Below are 18182 nucleotides of genomic sequence, written 5' to 3'. Positions count from 1 at the left end.
CTTATGAAACTGCTCTGCCGCTGCCGTACCCGTCTTTCTCGTTGGCTGCTCCTCGTCGTGACCCTGGCAGCCACTGCCTGCGTCCAGGCTCAGCCGATTCAGGATCTGGCCAACTTCGCCGGCGTGCGCGACAACCCGCTGGTGGGCTATGGCCTGGTGGTCGGCCTCGATGGTACAGGGGACCAGACCACCCAGGCGCCGTTCACCGGGCAGAGTATCGTCAACCTGCTGTCGCAGCTCGGCGTGACTGTCCCGGCTGGTACCAATATGCAGCTGCGCAACGTGGCGGCGGTCATGGTCACCGCCCAGCTACCGCCGTTTTCGCGTCAGGGGCAGGAGATCGATGTCACCGTCTCCTCGGTGGGCAACGCCAACAGTCTGCGCGGCGGCACCCTGCTGATGACCCCGCTGAAAGGGGCAGATGGCCGTGTCTACGCGTTGGCCCAGGGCAACGTCTATGTCGGTGGCGTCGGCGCCCAGGCCGGAGGCAGCAGCGTGGCGATTAACCACCAGGCAGCGGGGCGTATCCCTGGCGGCGGTCTCGTCGAGCAGGAGGTGCCGGTGCGTCTGGGAGCCGCCGATGGTTCTCTAGACATGTTCCTCAAGCGCTCGGATTTCGAGAATGCGCGGCGTGTGGTGACAGCGATCAATCAGGAGTTCGGCGCGCCGGTCGCTGCGGCGCTGGACGGCCGTACCGTACGGCTGCAGTTACCGGCGGATCCCAATGCACGAGTCAACTTTCTGGCGCGTGTTCAGGGGGTCGACGTGACTGCCGACCGCGGGCCAGCCAAGGTGATCGTCAATTCGCGTACCGGCTCGGTGGTGCTGTCGGATACGGTGACGCTCAATCGTGCGGCGGTCGCTCACGGCAATCTCTCGGTGGTGATCGACTCCAACCCGCAGGTGAGTCAGCCCAACGCGCTATCCGGAGGCACGACGGCGATCGTACCCAACGCCAATATCAACGTGCAGCAGGAGGGCGGCGCGCTGCAGATGGTGCAGACCAGTGCCGATTTGATGGACGTGGTCAATGCGCTGAATGCGCTGGGCGCTTCACCCCAGGATCTGATGTCGATCCTGCAGGCGCTCAAGGCCGCCGGCTCGCTGAACGCCGAACTGGAGATCATCTGATGACCGGCAACGACCTCTCGTCGCAGTTTGCGCTGGATGTCCAGGGTATCCAGAAGCTCAAGTACAGCGCTGGTCATTCGCCTCAAGGCAGCCTGAAGGAGGCCGCCAAGCAGTTCGAAGCGGTGTTCCTGCAGATGATGCTCAAGAGCATGCGCGAAGCCACCCCCAAGTCGGATCTGCTGCATAGCCAGCAGGGCGATATGTTGCAGTCTATGCAGGACCAGCAGTGGTCCCAGCAGCTGGCCGGCAAGGGCTTCGGCCTGGCCGAGCAGCTGGTGACGCAGCTCGAGCGCAGCGGCTTGCCCGGCACCCAGCCGGTTCAGTCGCAGCAGGAGGATATCGGCAAGCTGATCGCCGGGATTCCGCGTGGCATCCCCACCCCGCTGACGAACGCACTACGTTCGCCGACGGCCATGGTGCAACAGGAGGGCGACGTGACGCCGGGAGAAGCCGCAGGTCAGCTTGCAACATCGGCGGCCAGTCTTGCCGGCGCGGCGACCCAGTTTGCCGGGCGCGCTGCACATGTTGCCGACTTCCTCGCCAAACTGGCGGCACCGGCCAAGCGCGCCGAGCAGGCTTCCGGCGTGCCCGCCGAGCTGATTCTCGCCCAGGCTGCGCTGGAGACGGGCTGGGGCAAGCGGGAGATTCCCACGGAATCTGGCGACAACAGTCATAACCTGTTCGGGATCAAGGCAGGCAGCGCCTGGCAGGGCAAAACCACCGATATCGCCACCACCGAGTATGTCAATGGCCGGCCGATCCAGACCGTGGATCGCTTCCGCGTCTACGACTCCTACGCCGATGCCTTTGCCGACTACGCGGCGTTGATCGGGGATAACCCGCGTTATAGCAACGTGGTCGCCGCCACCTCGCCGCAGCAGGCAGCTCACGCCATCCAGCGGGCCGGCTACGCCACCGATCCCAACTATGCCGACAAACTCAATCGGATCATCGGTCAATTGGGCGATCTGGCGTCGGTATCCGCCGAGCCAACGCTTGCCGCGGCCTCCGACCCCTACTCGCTGGCGCGGGCGCCGACCACGCTGTTCTGATCGCGATGCCGGGCGCCTGGTGCCGGCAAGACCGATTACAAAACATTGCGAAATCAACATGCGTAACGTTAAAGCGCGTTGCGATGGCGCCGATAAAGATCTCAACGTGATTGCAACTCGCCATGTGGTATGGCGTCTGACAGGGATTCGACATGAGCCTGTTCTCGATTGGATTGAGCGGTTTGGGCGCGGCGCAGTCCGCGCTCTCCACCACCAGTAACAACATCACCAACGTCTATACCGATGGCTACAATCGCCAGCTGGTCCAGCTCGGCGAGAACGCCAGCGGCGGTGAGATGGGTACTGGTGTTCAGGTGAACGGCGTTCAGCGCCAGTACAACGCCTATATCAGTGGCCAGCTCAATCAGGCCAATAGCCGCGAGACAGCGCTCGAGACCTATCAGCAGCAGATCAATCAGGTCGATGATCTGCTGGCGGATGGCGATTCCGGCCTCAATACGCTGATGCAGAAGTTCTTCTCCAGCCTCGAGGATCTCTCTGGTTCGCCGTCGGATGCAGCGGCCCGTGAGGGCGTACTGGGTACGGCACAGAGCATGGTGGCCCAGTTTCGGGCCTTCGATACGTATCTTCAGGACATGCGTGACGGCGTCAACGGCCAGATCGGCAACGTCGTCTCCCAGGTCAACGATCTCAGCGGCCAGGTCGCCGATCTCAACAAGCAGATCACGCTGGCGCGGGCCAAGACGGGTGAAGAGCCCAATGCGCTGCTCGATCAGCGTGACAAGCTGGTCGGCGATCTGAGCAAGCTGGTGGATGTCGATGTGACCATCCAGGATGGCTCCACCTATCAGGTGTCGCTCTCCAACGGTCTGCCGCTGGTAGCGGGTAACAAGAGCTACCAGTTGCGCGCCATCGCCGGCGAAGAGGACAGCGCCAATCAGTCGGTCGGCTACCGCAACGCCACCGGTGGTGTGCGCCAGCTCAATGCCTCAGTGATTCAGGGCGGTGAGCTCGGCGGCCTGTTGCGTTTTCGCAATGACACGCTGGATGGCGCGCAGAACAAGCTCGGCCAGCTGGCTGCCAGCCTGGCGAGCAGCTTCAATGCGGTGCAGGAACAGGGCTTCGATCTTGAGGGCGAGCCGGGCGAGAAGTTCTTCTCGATCGGTTCGCCAAGTGCCCAGGCCAATACCCGCAACGCTTCCAGCGTCACCATGAGTGCCAGCTACAGTGACACGGCGCCGGTGAGCGCCGACGACTACAGGCTTACCTATCAGAGCGCCAGCGACGACTATCAGCTGAAGAACCTGACCAGCGGCGAGACATCGACCATCGCAACCAACGCCGATGGTGATCTGGTCTTCGGTGGTGTCTCGGTGACGCCAAGCGGTACGCCGGCCGATGGCGATACTTTTCTGGTACAGCCGACGCGCAATGCCGCGGCGGGTTTCGACATCGCCTTCACTGACACCAGCCTCTTTGCGGCAGCTGCCAGTGCCAATGGCGGTAGCGGTGACAACGGCAATGCTCTCGAGCTGCTAGATCTGCAGAACCAGAAGCTGGTGGGGGGGCAGGCCACGTTCAGCGGTGCCTACGCGGCACTGGTCAGCGACGTTGGCAATCAGTCGGCGATCGTCAATGCCAACCTCACCACCCAGCAGGGGCTGGCTGACCAGCTCTACAGCTACCAGCAGGCCGATTCCGGGGTCAACCTGGACGAGGAGTACGCCAACCTGCTGCGCTATCAGCAGTACTACACCGCCAACGCCAAGATCATCGACGCCGGCACCTCGGTGCTCGACACGATTCTCGGCCTGAGAAGTTAAGTCTTTGGCCTTCGCCCTTCCAGGGAGAAGGCCGTGTACCGAATCGACCAAGCGCGTGCCCGCCGCGGGCACCCAGTCAGGAGAGTGTCATGCGCGTCAGCACCGTCATCATGTTCGAGCGCAGCGTCAGTTCGATGAACCGGCAGCAGGGCCAGTTCATGGAGATCGGCGAGAAGATCGCCTCCGGCAAGCGCGTCGTGCGCCCATCGGACGACCCCCAGGCGGCAGCGCGTGCGGTCGGTGTCTCGCAGTCGATGGCGACCAACAATCAGCAGTCAGACAGCCGCATCACCGTGCGCAACGCGCTGAGCCAGGAAGAGAGTTCGCTAAACAGCGTGACCGATGCGCTGAGCCGGGCCAAAGAGTTATTGGTACAGGCTGGCAATGGCACACTGAACGATGCCGCTCGCCAGTCCATGGCCACCGAGCTGCGCGGCGTCTATGAAGCGCTGGTGGGGCAGGCCAATGCCACCGATGGTAGCGGCAACTATCTCTTTGGCGGCTACAAGGATGGCGCGGCGCCTTTTGTCGAGACCAATGGCGGTATCAGCTACCAGGGCGCCGCCGAGGGTCGCGAGCAGAAGGTCGGCCCTTCACGCCTGATGGCGGTGGGCAATACCGGCGATGAAGTGTTTCAGCGCGTGGCCTCCGGTGCCGGTTATCTGGCCCGGGCGGGAGACGACAATGATGGCTCGCTCACCTTCACTGGGCCTGAAATCATCGACAGCACGGCAGACGGCTATGGCAGCACCTTCGACATCAGCTTCAGTGACAATGGTGACGGTACCTACGACTACAACGTGAGCGGCGGCCCGGGCGGTAGCGGCACCTACGACGGTAAAAGCGGTGCGATCGAGGTCGGTGGCGTACGTCTCAAGCTCGAGGGACGCCCGGCGGATGGTGATACGCTCACCATGGGCCGGGCGCAGGATATGAATCCCGACGTCTTCGGCGCGCTCGAGAAGATGCTCGGTGTGCTGGAGACCCCGATCGATTCCGATCAGGCGCAGGCGGCCTTCACCAATACGCTTTCTACGACCAGCCGCGAGATGGACAACGCGCTGGATAACGTGCTGACCGTGCGTGCTTCGGTAGGGGCCCGTCTCAACGAGCTAGACGTGCTGGATACCGTGGGTAACGATCGCAATGTCGCCTATACCCAGACCAAGAGCGATCTGATCGATCTCGACTACAACTCGGCCGTCTCCGAATATGTGCTGCGTCAGGTCGGGCTGCAGGCGGCACAGAAGTCGTTCATGAACCTCCAGGGCACCTCGCTGTTCGACCTGGTTTGACGAACGCGGATTGTGACGTCATTTGGGATAACGCCATCTGAGTCACGGCATCAGGTTCGGTGGGCTCGATACGACGCCCGGCTGCAAAGCGCTTCGCTTCGCAGCCGGGCGTCGTCGTATTCGGTCGATGTTTTGATCGGCGTTTTCTGAGGGTGTTTATAAATTCGGCGAGCGAAGGCAAGACAAGGCAAAATCGGTCGAAAAAGCGGAGTTTACACGGGGGTAAATGAGCATTTTGAGGCCGATTTTAACACCGTATTGCCGAGCGCAGGCATTTTGTAAACACCCTCTCTGTCGACGTTCTGGATTAGTGCCGAGGGGGGAGGGCGCTTGGGCATCAGCCAGTGCCGGCCATCTGTTCGATCATGCCCTGCATGAACTGCAGCTGGTGCTCGAACAGGTCGCTCAGAAAGCCACCCAGGTTGGGGGTCAGCGCCAGAATCATCGCCAGACCGGCGGTGAGGGTCATGGGGAAGCCGATGGAGAAGATCGTCAGCTGCGGTGAGGCACGGTTGAGAATCCCCAGCGACAGATTGATCAGCAGCAAAGATGCGACCACAGGCAGGGCAAGCAGCAGTCCCGAGGTGAAGATGGTGCCGCCCCAGCGGGCCAGCGTCTCGGCAAAGCTCAAGTCGATCGAGGTCGCACCCACCGGCAGCACCTCGAAGGTCCAGGCCAGGATCTCGAGGGTGATCAGGTGGCCGTTCAAGGCCAGGAACATCAGCAGCGTGATCATCTCCAGAAAGCGCGACAGCACCATGGTGTTGGTGCCCGAGTCCGGCGAGAAGAAGGTCGCGAAGCCCAGGCCCATCTGCATGCTGATGTATTCGCCGGCGTTGATCACCACCGCGATCATGATCCGCAGTACCAGGCCCATGGCGGCCCCGATCAGAATCTGCTGTAGCATGATGCCGACGCTCTCCAGCGAGAACAGCGGCACATTGGGCATCGGCGGCAGCGACGGCGCGATGGCAAAGGCCATGGCCACACCGAACAGCAGCTTGAACTGGCGCGGCACGCTCGACCAGCTCCAGATCGGCGAGGCGGCCAGGAATGCCAGGATACGCACGCTGGGCCAGCCGAACAGCTGCAGCCAGGCCTGCCACTGGGCGCTGGTGATATCGATCATGCGAGACGGCTTAGTTGACCATCTGCGGAATGTTCGTCAGCAGTTCGATGGTGAAATTGCTCAGCAGTTGGATCAACCACGAGCCGGAGATGATCAGGGCGGTAAAGACGCCGAGGATCTTGGGGATGAACGACAGCGTCATTTCGTTGATCTGGGTCGCGGCCTGGAACAGGCTCACCAGCAGGCCGATCAGCAGTGCCGTGAGCAGCAGGGGGCCGGCCATCATCAGCGTCAGCTTCATTCCCTGGTAGGCCAGGCTCATTACCATTTCGGGCGTCATTGCACACCTCCGGGCCGGCCACTGCGGTGGCCATGCGTGTCAACTCATGTAGAAGCTCTGGGTCAGCGAACCGATCAGCAGCTGCCAGCCATCCACCAGCACGAACAGCATCAGCTTGAACGGCAGCGAGATCGTCGCCGGTGGCACCATCATCATCCCCAGTGACATCAGCACGCTGGCCACCACCAGATCGATGATCAGAAACGGAATGAAAATCGTGAAGCCGATCTGAAACGCCGTCTTGAGCTCGCTGGTGGCGTAGGCGGGTACCAGAATGCGCATCGGCACATCCTCTGGCCCCTGCATGTCGCCGATCTTGGCGATTCGCGCGAACATCGCCAGATCGCTCTTGCGAGTCTGCGCCAGCATGAATTCACGGATCGGCTGGCTGCCCCGATCGAGCGCCTGTTCCAGCGAGATCTGCTCCGCCGCATAGGGCTGCCAGGCGTCCTGGTAGACGCGGTCGAGCACCGGCGACATGACGAAGAAGGTCAAGAACAGGGCCAGGCCGATCAGCACCTGGGTCGGCGGTGACGACTGCGTGCTCATGGCGGTACGCAGCAGCCCCAGCACGATGATGATGCGGGTAAAGCAGGTCATCATCAGCAACAGGGCGGGCAAGAAAGCCAGCGATGACAGGAACAGCAGCGTCTGCAGGCTGAGCGACCAGCGCTGCCCGCCGTCGCTCAGCGGCTCGCTGACGATACCCGGAAGGGCCTGGGCCAGCGCTTGCGTCGCTGGCGTCATCAGCAGGGCGATAGCGATTAGCGCGAGGGAGACGCCAGGGAGGCGGGGGCGTGCACTCACGACTCGTCCTCCCGGGGGTGGCGCGGCTTGAGGGATTGGCGCAGGTTGTGCTGCATCGCCTGGCGCAGGCGGCTGGCGAAGCTACCCGTGAGCGGCGGGCCTGCCGGTGCCTCGGGCGCGGATGGCGGTACGGGCGGCGAGTCCAGGGTGTCGAGTTTGGTGACCTGGCCGCTGCCCACGCCGAGCACCAGCCAGCGATTCTCGACCTCGACGATGACCACGCGCTCGCGCTGGCCTACCGAGGTGCTGGCGACCACGCGCAGGTGCCCGCCGCCGCCGCGGCGCTGCCTGCCGAGGCGCTTCAGCAGCCAAGTGCAGAGCAGGATGATGGCGATGACCACCAGCAGTGAGACGGCGGTCTTGCCCATCATCAGCAGGCCGATGTCGTTGCCGGCGCCACCGACCAGTGGCTCGGCCTGGCGGGCAAGGTCTTCCTTCATCGGTTGAGTTTCTGCACGCGCTCGGAGGGGGTGATGATCTCGGTGATACGGATGCCGTACTTGTCCTCGACCACCACGACCTCGCCCTGGGCGATCAGATAGCCGTTGATCAGGATGTCCATCGGCTCTCCGGCCAGGCCGTCGAGCTCCACCACCGAGCCCTGGGCGAGTTCCAGCAGCTGCTTGATGGTGATGCGCGTGCGTCCGAGCTCGACCGAGAGCTTCACCGGGATGTCCATGATGATGTTCAGATCACGGGTCGGGTGCGACGGACCGCCCTCGTCGAACGACTGGAACATCGTGCGCTCGTCGGCGGCGCTGACGAAGGACGCATCGTTGCTGTCTTTGCTCTGCTTGGCCGGTTTGGGCTCCGGCCGTGGTGCCGGCTTGGGGGCAGGCTGCGGCTCGGGCTCGGGCTCGGGCTCTGGCTCGACGCCCTGTTCGGCCATGGCGGCGGCCCAGAGATCTTCGGCGTCTTCCTGTGTCTCCGCCTGGGATTGCTCATCCTTTGGCTTGGCGTCGTCGGCCGGGGAGCCGGGCTTGTTGTCGTCACTCATTGTCGAAATCCTTCATGGCGGAATAGGTACCATGGTCGATCAGATGCTTGACGCGCAGAGCGCGTTGGCCCTGACGCGTGCCATATTCGCAGGCCATGACCGGCACGCCGTCGACCCGCACGTCGAGAACCTGCGGCAGGTCGATAGGCAGGACGTCACCGACTTCCAGCGCCATGACCTCGCCCAGGGTGGCATCGATATCGGCGAAGTCGGCGATCAGCTCGACCTCCGTCTGACGAATCTCGCCGGCCATGCGCGACTCCCACTGGGCGTCGTTGCTGCCGTAGACGCCGATCGGACTCGACAGCACGTCGCGGATCGGCTCGATCATCGAGAACGGAATGCAGATGTTGAAGTCGCTGGCCAGGTTGCCCACTTCGAGATGGAAGGTACTGTTGACCACGATCTCGTTGGGTGAGTTGGTGATGTTGGCGAAACGCACCTGCATCTCCGAGCGCATGTACTCGACCTCCAGCGGGTAGACCGACTTCCACGCGTCGCCGTAACCGTCCAGCGCCAGCGACATCAGGCGCTGGATGATGCGCTGCTCGGTGGCGGTGAACTCGCGCCCGTCCGATTTGGTGGGGAAGCGGCCGTCGCCACCGAATAGGTTGTCGACCACCATGAATACCAGACTGGGCGGAAACACCAGCAGCGCGGTGCCCTTCAGCGGCTTGAGGCTGATCAGGTTGAGGTTGGTCGGCACCGGCAGGTTGCGTGCGAACTGGCTGTAGCTCTGATAGCGCACGCCGGACACCGTGATATCGGCGCTACGCCGGATCAGGTTGAACAGCGCGACCCGGAACAGGCGTGCGAAGCGTTCGTTGATGATGTCCAGCGACTGCAGCCGCTCGCGGATGACCCGGTGCTGATTGGCCGGGTCGAACGGACGGGTGCGCTTCTCGCCGGGCGTCTCTTCGGCTTGCTTGTCGTCGTCGCCGCTGACGCCGTTGAGGAGGGCGTCGATCTCTTCCTGCGACAGCAAATCGTCTTGGGACATGGGTAACCTGGCGCCGCCTACTGCACGATGAAATCGGAGAACAGCACGTCGTCGATCGACAGCTCGGGCTGCGGCGTGGTGATCGGCTTGTCGAACAGGCCGAGAATCTCTTGCTTCAGCTCGACCTTGCCCTGCGGCTTGATCAGCTCCTCAGCGCTCTTGCCTGACAGCAGCATCAGCAGCCGGCTGCGGATTTCGGGCATGTGCTGGACCAGGAAATCGCTGGTGGCTTGATCGCCGACCCGCAGCGACAGCCCCACATACAGCAGACGGTCGCCATAGTCGCTCTGCAGATTGACGGTGAATGGAGCGATGGTGACGAAGATCGGTGTCGGCGGTTCGGCCGGTTTCTCCTCGACAGCAGCAACGTCTTCCGCACCGCTTTTCGAGTCGAGGAAGAAGTAGACCGCGGCTGAACTGGCGGCGGCCAGCAGCACGATCAACAGACCGATGATCAGGCGCGAGCGTTTCTTGCGTGGCGCGGCTTGAGGTGCAGCCATTGCATCTGCCATGAATAGGAATCCTGGAAAGTTGCAGCGGATTATGCGCTGTCGCGGTGTCCGGTCATCGCTGGAAAAGGGCCCCATCCCCTGCGCTAACTGCGCCTTTCAGACAGGGCGACCCCTTATGACTCGCACGACAGCAAGGTTGGCGCCGGCGAGTGCCGGCACCCGTGTTATCGGCAGCGCGGATCAGGCATAAAGGTTGATATTGCCGCGGGCGCCGAGCAGCGTGTTCAGCGTTGCGGTAGCGGCATCGGCCGGTTCGTCGAGTGTGGCCAGACCGCTGGTGCCGAGCGCGCTGCCCGAGGCGCCACGGCCGTCGCTTTCCTGCTGTTCGCGCTGGAATTGCCCGTGGTCGCCGACCATCGCTTCACCAAGAGCGATACCGCTCTGGGCCAGCGCTTCACGTAGCTGGGGCAGGGCGGCTTCGACGGCTGCCCGTACCGGCGCGTGTGCGGAGAGAATCTGCAGCTGGGCCTGATTGTCCTGGACATTCAGGCTGACGCTCAGGGCGCCGAGCTCGCGGGGGTGCAGCTTCAGTTGCATCTGGTTGTCGCCACGCTGCTGCATCTGCAGCACCTGCTGGCCCAACGAGGCTGGCCACTGGGGTGACTGAACCGCGACCGGCAGAGTGTGACTCGGTACGGCCGCGGGCGCTCCGCTGGGTGGCATCGTCATCGGTGAGCCGCTCTGCTGCTGCAACTGGCCGGCGAAGCCCGCGGTGGCCTCGGTAGATGTACCGTGACCGCGGCTCAGCGCGGACAGCTCTACCCCCTGGGGCGCAGTTTGGGCGCGCGCGGCCAGTTGCTCCGCGGTCAAAGGTGCGTCCGTACCAGCGGCTGCTTGTGCCTGTGCCTGTTGCCCTGCCGCCGTGCGCGTTAGCAGGGCGGCGAGTGGCGACTCGCCACGAGCGTTCGTGTCGCGCTGGGCCAGGGTGTCGCCATGGCGCTGAGCCGCCGCTGAATCCAGCGCGGACGACAGCGCGCGGGCACTGGTAAGTGCTGCTTCGCCGTCGTCGGCGGGCGCTCGACCTGTGAGGTCGCGGGTAGCGAGCCCGATGGCAGAGGCCAGCATGTTAGTCGAACCTGCGAGGCCCTTCGCTGTGGAGGTGCTCGAGGAAACAGACGTCAGGAGCTGCCCGGCACGGGCTTCCGCCGGCAGGCGTGCATCGCTACTGGCGCCCAGTGGCTGCAGGCCGGCGAACAGCGCGGCCAGTGCCAGTGCGTCGGTTTGTCCGTTGTCCGCCCCCGGTTGACCGTCTGCGCCGGTCAGCGCCTGGGTAATGGCGTCGTCGGTGGCACCAGCGCCTTTCTCGAGGAGTGCGCTCAGCGCGTCGGCGATGTCGTTGCCGCTAGCCTGCGAACCTACCGCGCTCAGTTCCTCGGCAATGTCACCGCCATGAGTGCCGGCAGCTTTTGTACGCAGTGCGCTCAGTGCCTCGGCGATGTCGTCGCCGCTGGCATTGGCCGTGTCCGCGAGTGTCAGCTTGGCGAGGGTGTCGGCCTGATCGGCGGACAGCCGAGCGTTGGTGTCGCCGGGCAGTTGGGCGGTATCGGGGCGCGCTTCGCGGCCGCCAGTAGCATCGGCGACGCTAGCGCCCGAGGCGGTGCTAGCGTCCGACGGCGAGCGCGGCTGAGCGCCGGCCTGGGTCAGCGCTGCCGCGAAGCTCGTCGATGACGACGCCTCGCCGCTCGACTTGGCACTCGCTGCCTTATCGCCTGCAGCGGTCATACGGGGAATCGGTGTCACGTCCATGCGCGTCGTCATCTCGCTGTGAGTGTCGGGGTCTGTGCCCCGCTACCGCCTGACTGCCGCCAACTACTGACCGGCTAGTAGGTGCGGCCGTTATCCTGCTGACGTCGACGCAGCTGGGCTGCCATCTCGTCGCTATGTCGTTGTTCTGCGCGTGCGTGGTGCTGTAGCTGATCACGCTCGCCGCGGGCGTAGAGCGTATCGTAGGCGTTGAGCTTGCGCTGCTCCCCGCGCCAGCGGGTCACGCCGCTCTCGACCCTGGACTCCTGCTCGCTGAGCACCCGGCGCTGCTGGGCAATGGCGCTATCGAGCGAACCCAGAAACTGCTGGAAGTCCCGCCACTGGGTCGAGGAGACGCCCTCGGTCAGGCTGGCGTGGAGCTTGTGCTGATACTCTTCGCGATACTGCAAGAGCTGTTCCAGGCGCGTCTCGGCCTCCTGGCGCTGGCGCTGCAGCTGCCCTAGATCCTTGACCGCCTTGTCGCTGCTGTCTCGCGCGAGATCGCGCAGCATCGCCATGGCTTGCATATTGGCCAAAATCGTACCTCCGTGATCCGGACGTCACGCGATGAGAGAGCCGTGACCGAATGCCATTGTCGGTCACGGCTGGCCAGAGCAAAGCGTCGATTAGCGTGTTTAGAGGGGGGTTATTCAGCAGGCGAGGAGGGTGGTTCGGCTCCGGCAGGTTCCTTTACCGGTGCCTAGTCGGTCTCGGGTAGCAGACGGTCCAGCTCTGCCAGCGTATGCGCCATGTCGGAAATCTCGTCCATGCCCTGCTGAAGAAAGGCCTCCAGGCGCGGGTAGAGCGTGACCGCGCGATCGAGCTGCGGGTCCTGGCCGCTGACGTAGGCGCCGACATTGATCAGGTCGCGGTTACGCTGATACCGCGAGATCAACTGCTTGAAGCGCTGCGCCTGGCGCAGCCGCTTGCCGCTGACCACCGCCGGCATGGCACGACTGATCGAAGCTTCGATGTCGATCGCCGGATAGTGGCCGCTCTCGGCCAGGGCCCGCGAGAGCACGATATGGCCGTCCAGGATCGCACGCGCCGAGTCGGCGATGGGGTCCTGCTGATCGTCGCCTTCGGTGAGCACGGTATAGAAAGCCGTGATGGAGCCGCCGCCGCGCTTGCCGTTACCGGCACGTTCGACCAGCCCCGGCAGCTTGGCGAACACCGATGGCGGATAGCCCTTGGTCGCCGGCGGCTCGCCGATCGCCAGTGCGATCTCACGCGCGGCCATGGCGTAGCGGGTGAGGGAGTCCATGATCAGCAGTACGTTGCGCCCCTGGTCTCGGAAGTCCTCGGCCAGACGGGTGGCGTAGGCGGCCCCCTGCATACGCTGCAACGGGGAAGTGTCCGCCGGCGCAGCCACCACCACCGCGCGTGCCAGCCCCTCTTCACCGAGGATGTTCTCGATGAAATCCTGCACCTCGCGGCCACGCTCGCCAATCAGGCCGACCACGATGACGTCGGCGTTGGTGAAGCGTGCCATCATGCCCAGCAGGACACTCTTACCCACGCCGGAGCCGGCGAACAGACCCATGCGTTGGCCGCGTCCGATGGTCAACAGGCCATTGATGGCGCGGATGCCGACATCGATGGCGGACTCTATGGGGGCGCGGGCCAGAGGGTTGATCGGCGGCGTCTCCAACGGTGCGTGCGGGGTGAGATCGAGCGGGCCACGGGCGTCGAGCGGGCGCCCGTTGCCATCGACGATCCGCCCCAATAGCCCTTCGCCGAGGGGAAAGCGGCGTGCACTGGCGATATCCAGGCGGTTGCCGCTCAGCGCCAGCACCCGCGCCCCGGGCAGCAGCCCGCTGGTGTCCGCCAAGGGCATCAAGAACAGCTTGTCGCCGGCAAAGCCGACCACCTCGGCTTCGGCGAAACGCTCGTCACCCTGGTTCGATAGCTCGATCAGGCAGGCGCTGCCCAGCGGCAGGCGTAGGCCCACCGCCTCGAGCACCAGACCGGTGGCGCGGGTGATACGTCCTTCGTGGCGATAGTGCGACAGCGCCTCGATGCGATGGCGCACCTTCTCCAGTGTCTGCCGCCAGTGGTGCTGGTGACGTGCGGCGTCGGGAGTGGTGGTGTCAGTCTCACTCATCGTGATCTGCGGCATCGGGTGCGTCGGATGTGTCGGATGTGTCGGGATCTGCCCCGGCATCCGGCGCGGATGATTGGCGTCGCCGGCGCTGGTCGAGAATCGCCTTCCACTGGGTGCCCAGGCTGGCGTCCAGCCCGCCGTTGGCGCTGGTCACGCGGCAGCCGCCGCGCTCGAGCGCATGATCGGCACAGCACTCCCAGCCGCTGGCCTCGAGGGTGTCGCCGATCGCCGCACTGACCAGGGTAAGGTCATCCGGGTGCAACCACAGGCGCGACTTGCCATTGAGGCTATGGTCCGCCTCGAGCAGCTCGCGCACCACGCTCAGGATATGCTCGGGATTGGCGGCCAGCGACTCCCCGGCTAGCTGGCGGCCGGTAATCAGCGCCAGTTCCACCAGTTGGTTAGCGGTTTCGTCATCGAGTTGGGCGAGGGCCTCGCGGAAACTCTGGGCCAAGCCGGCAAGCGGCGTCAGGTGTAACGATACGCGCTTGTGGAATTCGAGTTCGGCGGCGGCGTTGGCGGCCGCGAGACCCTCGGCGTAGCCGTCGCGGTAGCCTTTCGCATGCCCCTCGGCGTGACCCGCCTCGTAGCCCTGATTGCGTGCCAGCTCGGCCTCGGCGCGCAGTGCTGCCGCCTTGGCGCTCTGCTGCTGAGCGGCTGCGGACTCGGCGTGCTCGCCTTTGGCATGGCCGGCCGGCGCCGGTTGCTGGCGCTCGAGTTCGCCCATCTGCCAGCGGTGCCAGCGCTCGCCGTCGGCGTACGAGTTCGCACCGCGGCGCCGATCAGACGTAGCCATCGTCGCCACCGCTCAGGGCGATCTCGCCGGAGTCGGCCAGGCGCCGCACCACGCCGAGAATCGCCTTCTGTTCGTTCTCCACCTGGGACAGGCGCACCGGGCCGCGGTTCTCCATATCCTCGCGCATGAGCTGGGCCGCGCGCTGGGACATGTTGCGGGTGAACTTGTCGATGAGCGCCTCTTCCGCACCGCGCAGGGCGATGACCAGCGAGTTGGTCTCGATCTCGCGCAGGATGAGCTGGATGCCGCGGTCGTCGATATCGAGCAGGTTCTCGAACAGGAACATTTCGTCGATGATCTTCTGCGCCAGGTCTTCGCTGTGCGAGCGGACCACGTCGATAGCCTGCTCTTCCTGAGAGGAGTTCATCAGGTTGAGGATCTCGGCAGCGGTTCTCACGCCGCCCATCTTGCTGCGCTTGAGGTTGGTGCCGTCGAGCATCGAGCTGAGTACCTCGGTCAGTTCCTGCAGCGCCGCCGGCTGCACGCCGCTGAAGGTGGCGATACGCAGCATCACATCGTTGCGCAGCTTGTCATCGAACAGCTCCAGAATGTCCGCCGCCTGGTTGCGATCCAGGTGAACCATGATGGTGGCGATGATCTGCGGATGCTCGTCGCGGATCAGTTCGGCCGCCATCGAGGCTTCCATCAGATTGAGCGAGTCGATCCCGGAGGCGGTGTTGGAGCTCTCCAGAATGTCCTCTATCAGGCTGCTGGCGCGTTCGCTGCCGAGCGCTTTGGTCAACACCGAGCGAATGTGATCATTGGTGTGCAGGTTGATCGCGGTGAACTGCTCGGCCTCGTTATGGAAGTCGCGCAGCACATCGGCCATGTCCTGGTGCGACACCTGGCCGAGCTGTGCCATCTCCTGGCTGATCTCCTGCACCTCGCGGGAAGAGAGATACTTGAATACTTCGGCCGCGCTATCTTCATCCAGCGAGAGCAGGAGGATCGCGCCGCGGCGGGCGCCGGTCATCTGCGTCGTCATGACTTGTCCTCCATCCAGCTTCTGACCACCATCGCCACCAGACGAGGATCTTCCTGGGCGATCTCGCGCGCGTCCTTCAGGTCCTGCTCGTAGCCGGAGGAGCGGCGACGACTGCGCTCACGAGTCGAATTGACGGGAGCGGGCTCGTCATCGCCGTCGGCTTCGCTCACCTGCTGGTAGCTGGCGGCGCCGGCCGCGCCCGAGACGCCCGAGGGCGCATTGAAAGCGGCGGGCTGGGCATCGCGGGTCTGGCGCCGAACCAGCGGCTTGACCACCTTGAACCACAGGAACATGGCGACCAGTGCGACCAGCAGATACTTCAGCACGCTCTGGCCCAGACTCCAGATCTCAGGCGACTGCCACCAGGGTTCTGGGGTAAAGGTGGGTTCGCTGGTCTGGAAGGGGCTGTTGACCACCGCGAGATCATCGCCGCGGGCCTGAGAGTAGCCCATGGCCTGGCGCACCAGACCGCGGATCTGATCCATCTCCGCATCGCTCAGAGCGACAGTCTTGGGTTGGCCATCCTCACCAGTGGTCTCGCGGTAGTTGACCACCACGGCGACCGACAGGCGCTCGAGGGCGCCACTGTGCTGCTTGACGTGCTCGACCGTGCGGTCGACCTCGTAGTTGATGGTGCTGTCGCGGCGCATCTGCCCAGTCTGAGCGTTACCATTCTGGGTGGTCTGATCCTGACCGGCATTGTTGTTGCCATTGTTATTGCCGGCATTGTTGCCATTGTTATTGCCGGCATTGTTGTTGGCGGCATTGTTGTTACCAGCGTTGTTATTGCCACCGTTAGCGTTGGCCTGGGTGCCTGGTGCATTGATCGGCGACGCCGCAGTGCCTGGGGGCTGGTTGCTCAGCGCGCCGGGGATGCCCATGGCGAGGTCGGCATCGCTCTGGTAAGAGGCGCTGTTCTGCTCGCTGCGCACCGCAGCCTCGTTGGCACCCTGGTTGGGCCCGTAGCGCTCGGCGGTCTGCTCGCGCTGGGCGAAGTCGACCTGGGCGGTCACTTGGGCCTTGACGTTCTTGGCGCCGACGATGGGTGCGAGGATCGCTTCGATGCGCTCGGCGTAGGTCTTTTCCAGGTTGTGCACGTAGTCGAGCTGGGTGCCATCGAGCCGCGTGCCGTCGCCCTGATCGCGGGTCAGCAGGTCGCCGTTCTGATCGATCACGGTGACCGCATTGGTAGCCAGTTCGGGGACGCTGCTCGAGACCATGTGCACGATGGCGTTGACCTGGCCGGGGCTGAGCACGCGCCCGGGTTGCAGGTCGACCACCACCGAGGCGCTGGCGGGTTCGCTCTCGCGCACGAATACCGAGGGTTTGGCCATGGCCAGATGCACCCGCGCACGCTCGACACTGCCGAGCGTGGCGATGGTGCGGGCCAGTTCACCTTCCAGCGCGCGCTGGTAGTTGACCTGTTCGGCGAACTGGCTGATGCCGAAAGCCTGATTGTCCATCAGCTCGAAGCCGACGCCGCTGGCCTGAGGTAGACCCTGCTCGGCGAGTTTGAGACGCAGCGGGCGCACCTGGTCGGCCGGCACCAGCAGCGCCTGGCCGCCCTCGCTGAAGCGATAGGGTACGCCCATGGCATCGAGCTGGGTAATGATGCGACCGCCGTCGGCGTCGGTGAGCGTCGAATAGAGCACTCGGTAATCGGGCGCGCGTGCCCACAGCAGCAGCGCGACGACGATCGCCAGCGCGGCGGCGCCGGCGACGATCAGAGGGATACGCGGGTTACCCTGCAGTTTGCTCAGCCAGTCGCGACCGGGCTTCTGCGCGGCACCGGCGCGCGATGACGACTGCGCGCCGGCTGCCTGAGTGTCGTTGGGCGACGTGGCCGTGCTCATGCCGCGCCCCGCTCAGCGACCGTGATTTGACTCGACGACATACGGTTTTTCCGTTCCCTGCATCGCGGACTGCTCGTCCCGCACCGGGACCCGGCTCGCGAGCACGGGATGGCCCCGGTGCGGGGGCATAGGTGTGATGGCAGCCATTATGTGTTTGAACGTAAACCGCGAAGACAGGAAAAGCCGCTGTTTTCGCGCGCATTTAGCGCGATGGCATGGCGACCCTGGCTGCTAGTCTGCGAGCGTCCCATCCATCGCGTGGCGCCATGGCGTTGGCGATCGGGCCTTCGTCATCAGGCAACTCTTTTACAGGAAACCCGCATGAGTGTTCCCGCCATTCAGGCCGCGCTGCAGCAGATGCAGGCGCTGTCCAACCAGGCCGCCGGGCAGAGTGCCGGTGCTACGGCCGCTCCCGATCAGCCCGGCAGCTTCGCCGGCGAGCTTCAGGCCTCGATCGGACGGATCAACCAGATGCAGCAGAGCGCCAACCAGCAGGCGATGGCGTTCCAGGCCGGTGACCCCGACGTCGCCCTGAACGACGTGATGATCGACATGCAGAAGGCCAGCGTCTCCTTCGAAATGGGCGTGCAGGTGCGTAACCGCTTGGTGACTGCCTATAAAGATGTCATGAGCATGCAGATCTAGGCCCTGCACGAAAACTGCCTGCGTTCGGCGACTTTTCGTACACACCCTAGCGCTATTCACGCGCTGCCA

General features: G+C 64.3%; 18 protein-coding genes. 5 read left to right on the top strand and 13 right to left on the bottom strand.

Annotated elements, in window-relative coordinates:
* Nucleotides 1-3: 3 nt before the first annotated feature.
* From J0A90_RS02190 to flgL, 4 genes are all read left to right on the top strand, one after another.
* A complete protein-coding gene (locus J0A90_RS02190; RefSeq protein WP_207036132.1) occupies nt 4-1131 on the top strand; it encodes a flagellar basal body P-ring protein FlgI in 1128 nt (375 codons plus the stop codon).
* Nucleotides 1131-2183 (top strand): flagellar assembly peptidoglycan hydrolase FlgJ, encoded by a 1053-nt coding sequence (gene flgJ / locus J0A90_RS02185; RefSeq protein ID WP_207035809.1) that lies wholly within the window; start codon nt 1131-1133, stop codon nt 2181-2183. The genes J0A90_RS02190 and flgJ overlap by 1 nt, the downstream gene beginning before the upstream one ends.
* Before the next feature lie 152 nt (nt 2184-2335).
* The gene (gene flgK / locus J0A90_RS02180) at nt 2336-3967 is read left to right on the top strand and encodes a flagellar hook-associated protein FlgK (protein ID WP_207035807.1); all 1632 of its coding nucleotides are present in this window, start codon (nt 2336-2338) and stop codon (nt 3965-3967) included.
* Between the two features lie 89 nt (nt 3968-4056).
* Complete coding sequence (gene flgL, locus J0A90_RS02175; protein WP_207035805.1) at nt 4057-5262, top strand: flagellar hook-associated protein FlgL; 1206 nt, start codon at nt 4057-4059, stop codon at nt 5260-5262.
* 337 nt (nt 5263-5599) lie between these two features.
* Here flgL and fliR read toward each other — a convergent pair whose 3' ends face one another.
* The 13 genes from fliR to fliF form a co-directional block, all read right to left on the bottom strand.
* Complete coding sequence (gene fliR, locus J0A90_RS02170; protein WP_207035804.1) at nt 5600-6391, bottom strand: flagellar biosynthetic protein FliR; 792 nt, start codon at nt 6389-6391, stop codon at nt 5600-5602.
* A gap of 10 nt (nt 6392-6401) precedes the next feature.
* On the bottom strand, nt 6402-6671 hold the full coding sequence (fliQ, locus tag J0A90_RS02165) for a flagellar biosynthesis protein FliQ (protein WP_035473267.1): 270 nt from the start codon (nt 6669-6671) through the stop codon (nt 6402-6404).
* 39 nt (nt 6672-6710) lie between these two features.
* A complete protein-coding gene (fliP, locus tag J0A90_RS02160; RefSeq protein WP_207036130.1) occupies nt 6711-7418 on the bottom strand; it encodes a flagellar type III secretion system pore protein FliP in 708 nt (235 codons plus the stop codon).
* 56 nt (nt 7419-7474) lie between these two features.
* A complete protein-coding gene (fliO, locus tag J0A90_RS02155) occupies nt 7475-7918 on the bottom strand; it encodes a flagellar biosynthetic protein FliO (protein ID WP_207035802.1) in 444 nt (147 codons plus the stop codon).
* Nucleotides 7915-8475: a flagellar motor switch protein FliN gene (fliN, locus tag J0A90_RS02150; RefSeq protein WP_207035800.1), complete on the bottom strand. Its 561-nt coding sequence runs from the start codon at nt 8473-8475 to the stop codon at nt 7915-7917. The genes fliO and fliN overlap by 4 nt, the downstream gene beginning before the upstream one ends.
* Nucleotides 8468-9475 carry a flagellar motor switch protein FliM gene (gene fliM, locus J0A90_RS02145; RefSeq protein WP_207035798.1) on the bottom strand — a complete coding sequence of 336 codons (1008 nt, stop codon included), beginning with the start codon at nt 9473-9475 and terminating at the stop codon, nt 8468-8470. Before fliM ends, fliN begins: the two co-directional genes overlap by 8 nt.
* 17 nt (nt 9476-9492) lie before the next feature.
* Nucleotides 9493-9987 (bottom strand): flagellar basal body-associated protein FliL, encoded by a 495-nt coding sequence (gene fliL / locus J0A90_RS02140; protein ID WP_207035796.1) that lies wholly within the window; start codon nt 9985-9987, stop codon nt 9493-9495.
* A 180-nt stretch (nt 9988-10167) separates the two neighbouring features.
* Nucleotides 10168-11709: a flagellar hook-length control protein FliK gene (locus J0A90_RS02135; RefSeq protein ID WP_207035794.1), complete on the bottom strand. Its 1542-nt coding sequence runs from the start codon at nt 11707-11709 to the stop codon at nt 10168-10170.
* A gap of 98 nt (nt 11710-11807) precedes the next feature.
* Nucleotides 11808-12257, bottom strand: a complete 450-nt coding sequence (gene fliJ, locus J0A90_RS02130; protein ID WP_035473275.1) for a flagellar export protein FliJ — start codon at nt 12255-12257, stop codon at nt 11808-11810.
* Nucleotides 12258-12430: 173 nt separating this feature from the next.
* Entirely contained in the window at nt 12431-13834 is a 1404-nt protein-coding gene (gene fliI, locus J0A90_RS02125) for a flagellar protein export ATPase FliI (protein ID WP_207035791.1), read from the bottom strand.
* Nucleotides 13827-14630, bottom strand: a complete 804-nt coding sequence (locus tag J0A90_RS02120; protein WP_207035789.1) for a flagellar assembly protein FliH — start codon at nt 14628-14630, stop codon at nt 13827-13829. The genes fliI and J0A90_RS02120 overlap by 8 nt, the downstream gene beginning before the upstream one ends.
* On the bottom strand, nt 14617-15615 hold the full coding sequence (gene fliG / locus J0A90_RS02115) for a flagellar motor switch protein FliG (protein ID WP_035473277.1): 999 nt from the start codon (nt 15613-15615) through the stop codon (nt 14617-14619). The genes J0A90_RS02120 and fliG overlap by 14 nt, the downstream gene beginning before the upstream one ends.
* Complete coding sequence (gene fliF / locus J0A90_RS02110) at nt 15612-17468, bottom strand: flagellar basal-body MS-ring/collar protein FliF (protein ID WP_207035788.1); 1857 nt, start codon at nt 17466-17468, stop codon at nt 15612-15614. Before fliF ends, fliG begins: the two co-directional genes overlap by 4 nt.
* A gap of 321 nt (nt 17469-17789) precedes the next feature.
* Between fliF and fliE the strand changes: the two genes are divergently transcribed.
* Entirely contained in the window at nt 17790-18113 is a 324-nt protein-coding gene (gene fliE / locus J0A90_RS02105) for a flagellar hook-basal body complex protein FliE (protein WP_207035786.1), read from the top strand.
* Nucleotides 18114-18182: the final 69 nt, after the last annotated feature.

Source organism: Salinicola sp. DM10, assembly GCF_017306975.2.
Classification (GTDB): domain Bacteria; phylum Pseudomonadota; class Gammaproteobacteria; order Pseudomonadales; family Halomonadaceae; genus Salinicola.
This window is presented reverse-complemented; position numbering and strand designations above follow the sequence as displayed.

Bases quoted from the DNA above. Each gene is read 5' to 3' on its own strand.
- J0A90_RS02190 (WP_207036132.1), top strand. From the start codon at position 4: ATGAAACTGCTCTGCCGCTGCCGTACCCGTCTTTCTCGTTGGCTGCTC.
- flgJ (WP_207035809.1), top strand. From the start codon at position 1,131: ATGACCGGCAACGACCTCTCGTCGCAGTTTGCGCTGGATGTCCAGGGT.
- flgK (WP_207035807.1), top strand. From the start codon at position 2,336: ATGAGCCTGTTCTCGATTGGATTGAGCGGTTTGGGCGCGGCGCAGTCC.
- flgL (WP_207035805.1), top strand. From the start codon at position 4,057: ATGCGCGTCAGCACCGTCATCATGTTCGAGCGCAGCGTCAGTTCGATG.
- fliR (WP_207035804.1), bottom strand. From the start codon at position 6,391: ATGATCGATATCACCAGCGCCCAGTGGCAGGCCTGGCTGCAGCTGTTC.
- fliQ (WP_035473267.1), bottom strand. From the start codon at position 6,671: ATGACGCCCGAAATGGTAATGAGCCTGGCCTACCAGGGAATGAAGCTG.
- fliP (WP_207036130.1), bottom strand. From the start codon at position 7,418: ATGACGCCAGCGACGCAAGCGCTGGCCCAGGCCCTTCCGGGTATCGTC.
- fliO (WP_207035802.1), bottom strand. From the start codon at position 7,918: ATGAAGGAAGACCTTGCCCGCCAGGCCGAGCCACTGGTCGGTGGCGCC.
- fliN (WP_207035800.1), bottom strand. From the start codon at position 8,475: ATGAGTGACGACAACAAGCCCGGCTCCCCGGCCGACGACGCCAAGCCA.
- fliM (WP_207035798.1), bottom strand. From the start codon at position 9,475: ATGTCCCAAGACGATTTGCTGTCGCAGGAAGAGATCGACGCCCTCCTC.
- fliL (WP_207035796.1), bottom strand. From the start codon at position 9,987: ATGGCAGATGCAATGGCTGCACCTCAAGCCGCGCCACGCAAGAAACGC.
- J0A90_RS02135 (WP_207035794.1), bottom strand. From the start codon at position 11,709: ATGACCGCTGCAGGCGATAAGGCAGCGAGTGCCAAGTCGAGCGGCGAG.
- fliJ (WP_035473275.1), bottom strand. From the start codon at position 12,257: ATGCAAGCCATGGCGATGCTGCGCGATCTCGCGCGAGACAGCAGCGAC.
- fliI (WP_207035791.1), bottom strand. From the start codon at position 13,834: ATGAGTGAGACTGACACCACCACTCCCGACGCCGCACGTCACCAGCAC.
- J0A90_RS02120 (WP_207035789.1), bottom strand. From the start codon at position 14,630: ATGGCTACGTCTGATCGGCGCCGCGGTGCGAACTCGTACGCCGACGGC.
- fliG (WP_035473277.1), bottom strand. From the start codon at position 15,615: ATGACGACGCAGATGACCGGCGCCCGCCGCGGCGCGATCCTCCTGCTC.
- fliF (WP_207035788.1), bottom strand. From the start codon at position 17,468: ATGAGCACGGCCACGTCGCCCAACGACACTCAGGCAGCCGGCGCGCAG.
- fliE (WP_207035786.1), top strand. From the start codon at position 17,790: ATGAGTGTTCCCGCCATTCAGGCCGCGCTGCAGCAGATGCAGGCGCTG.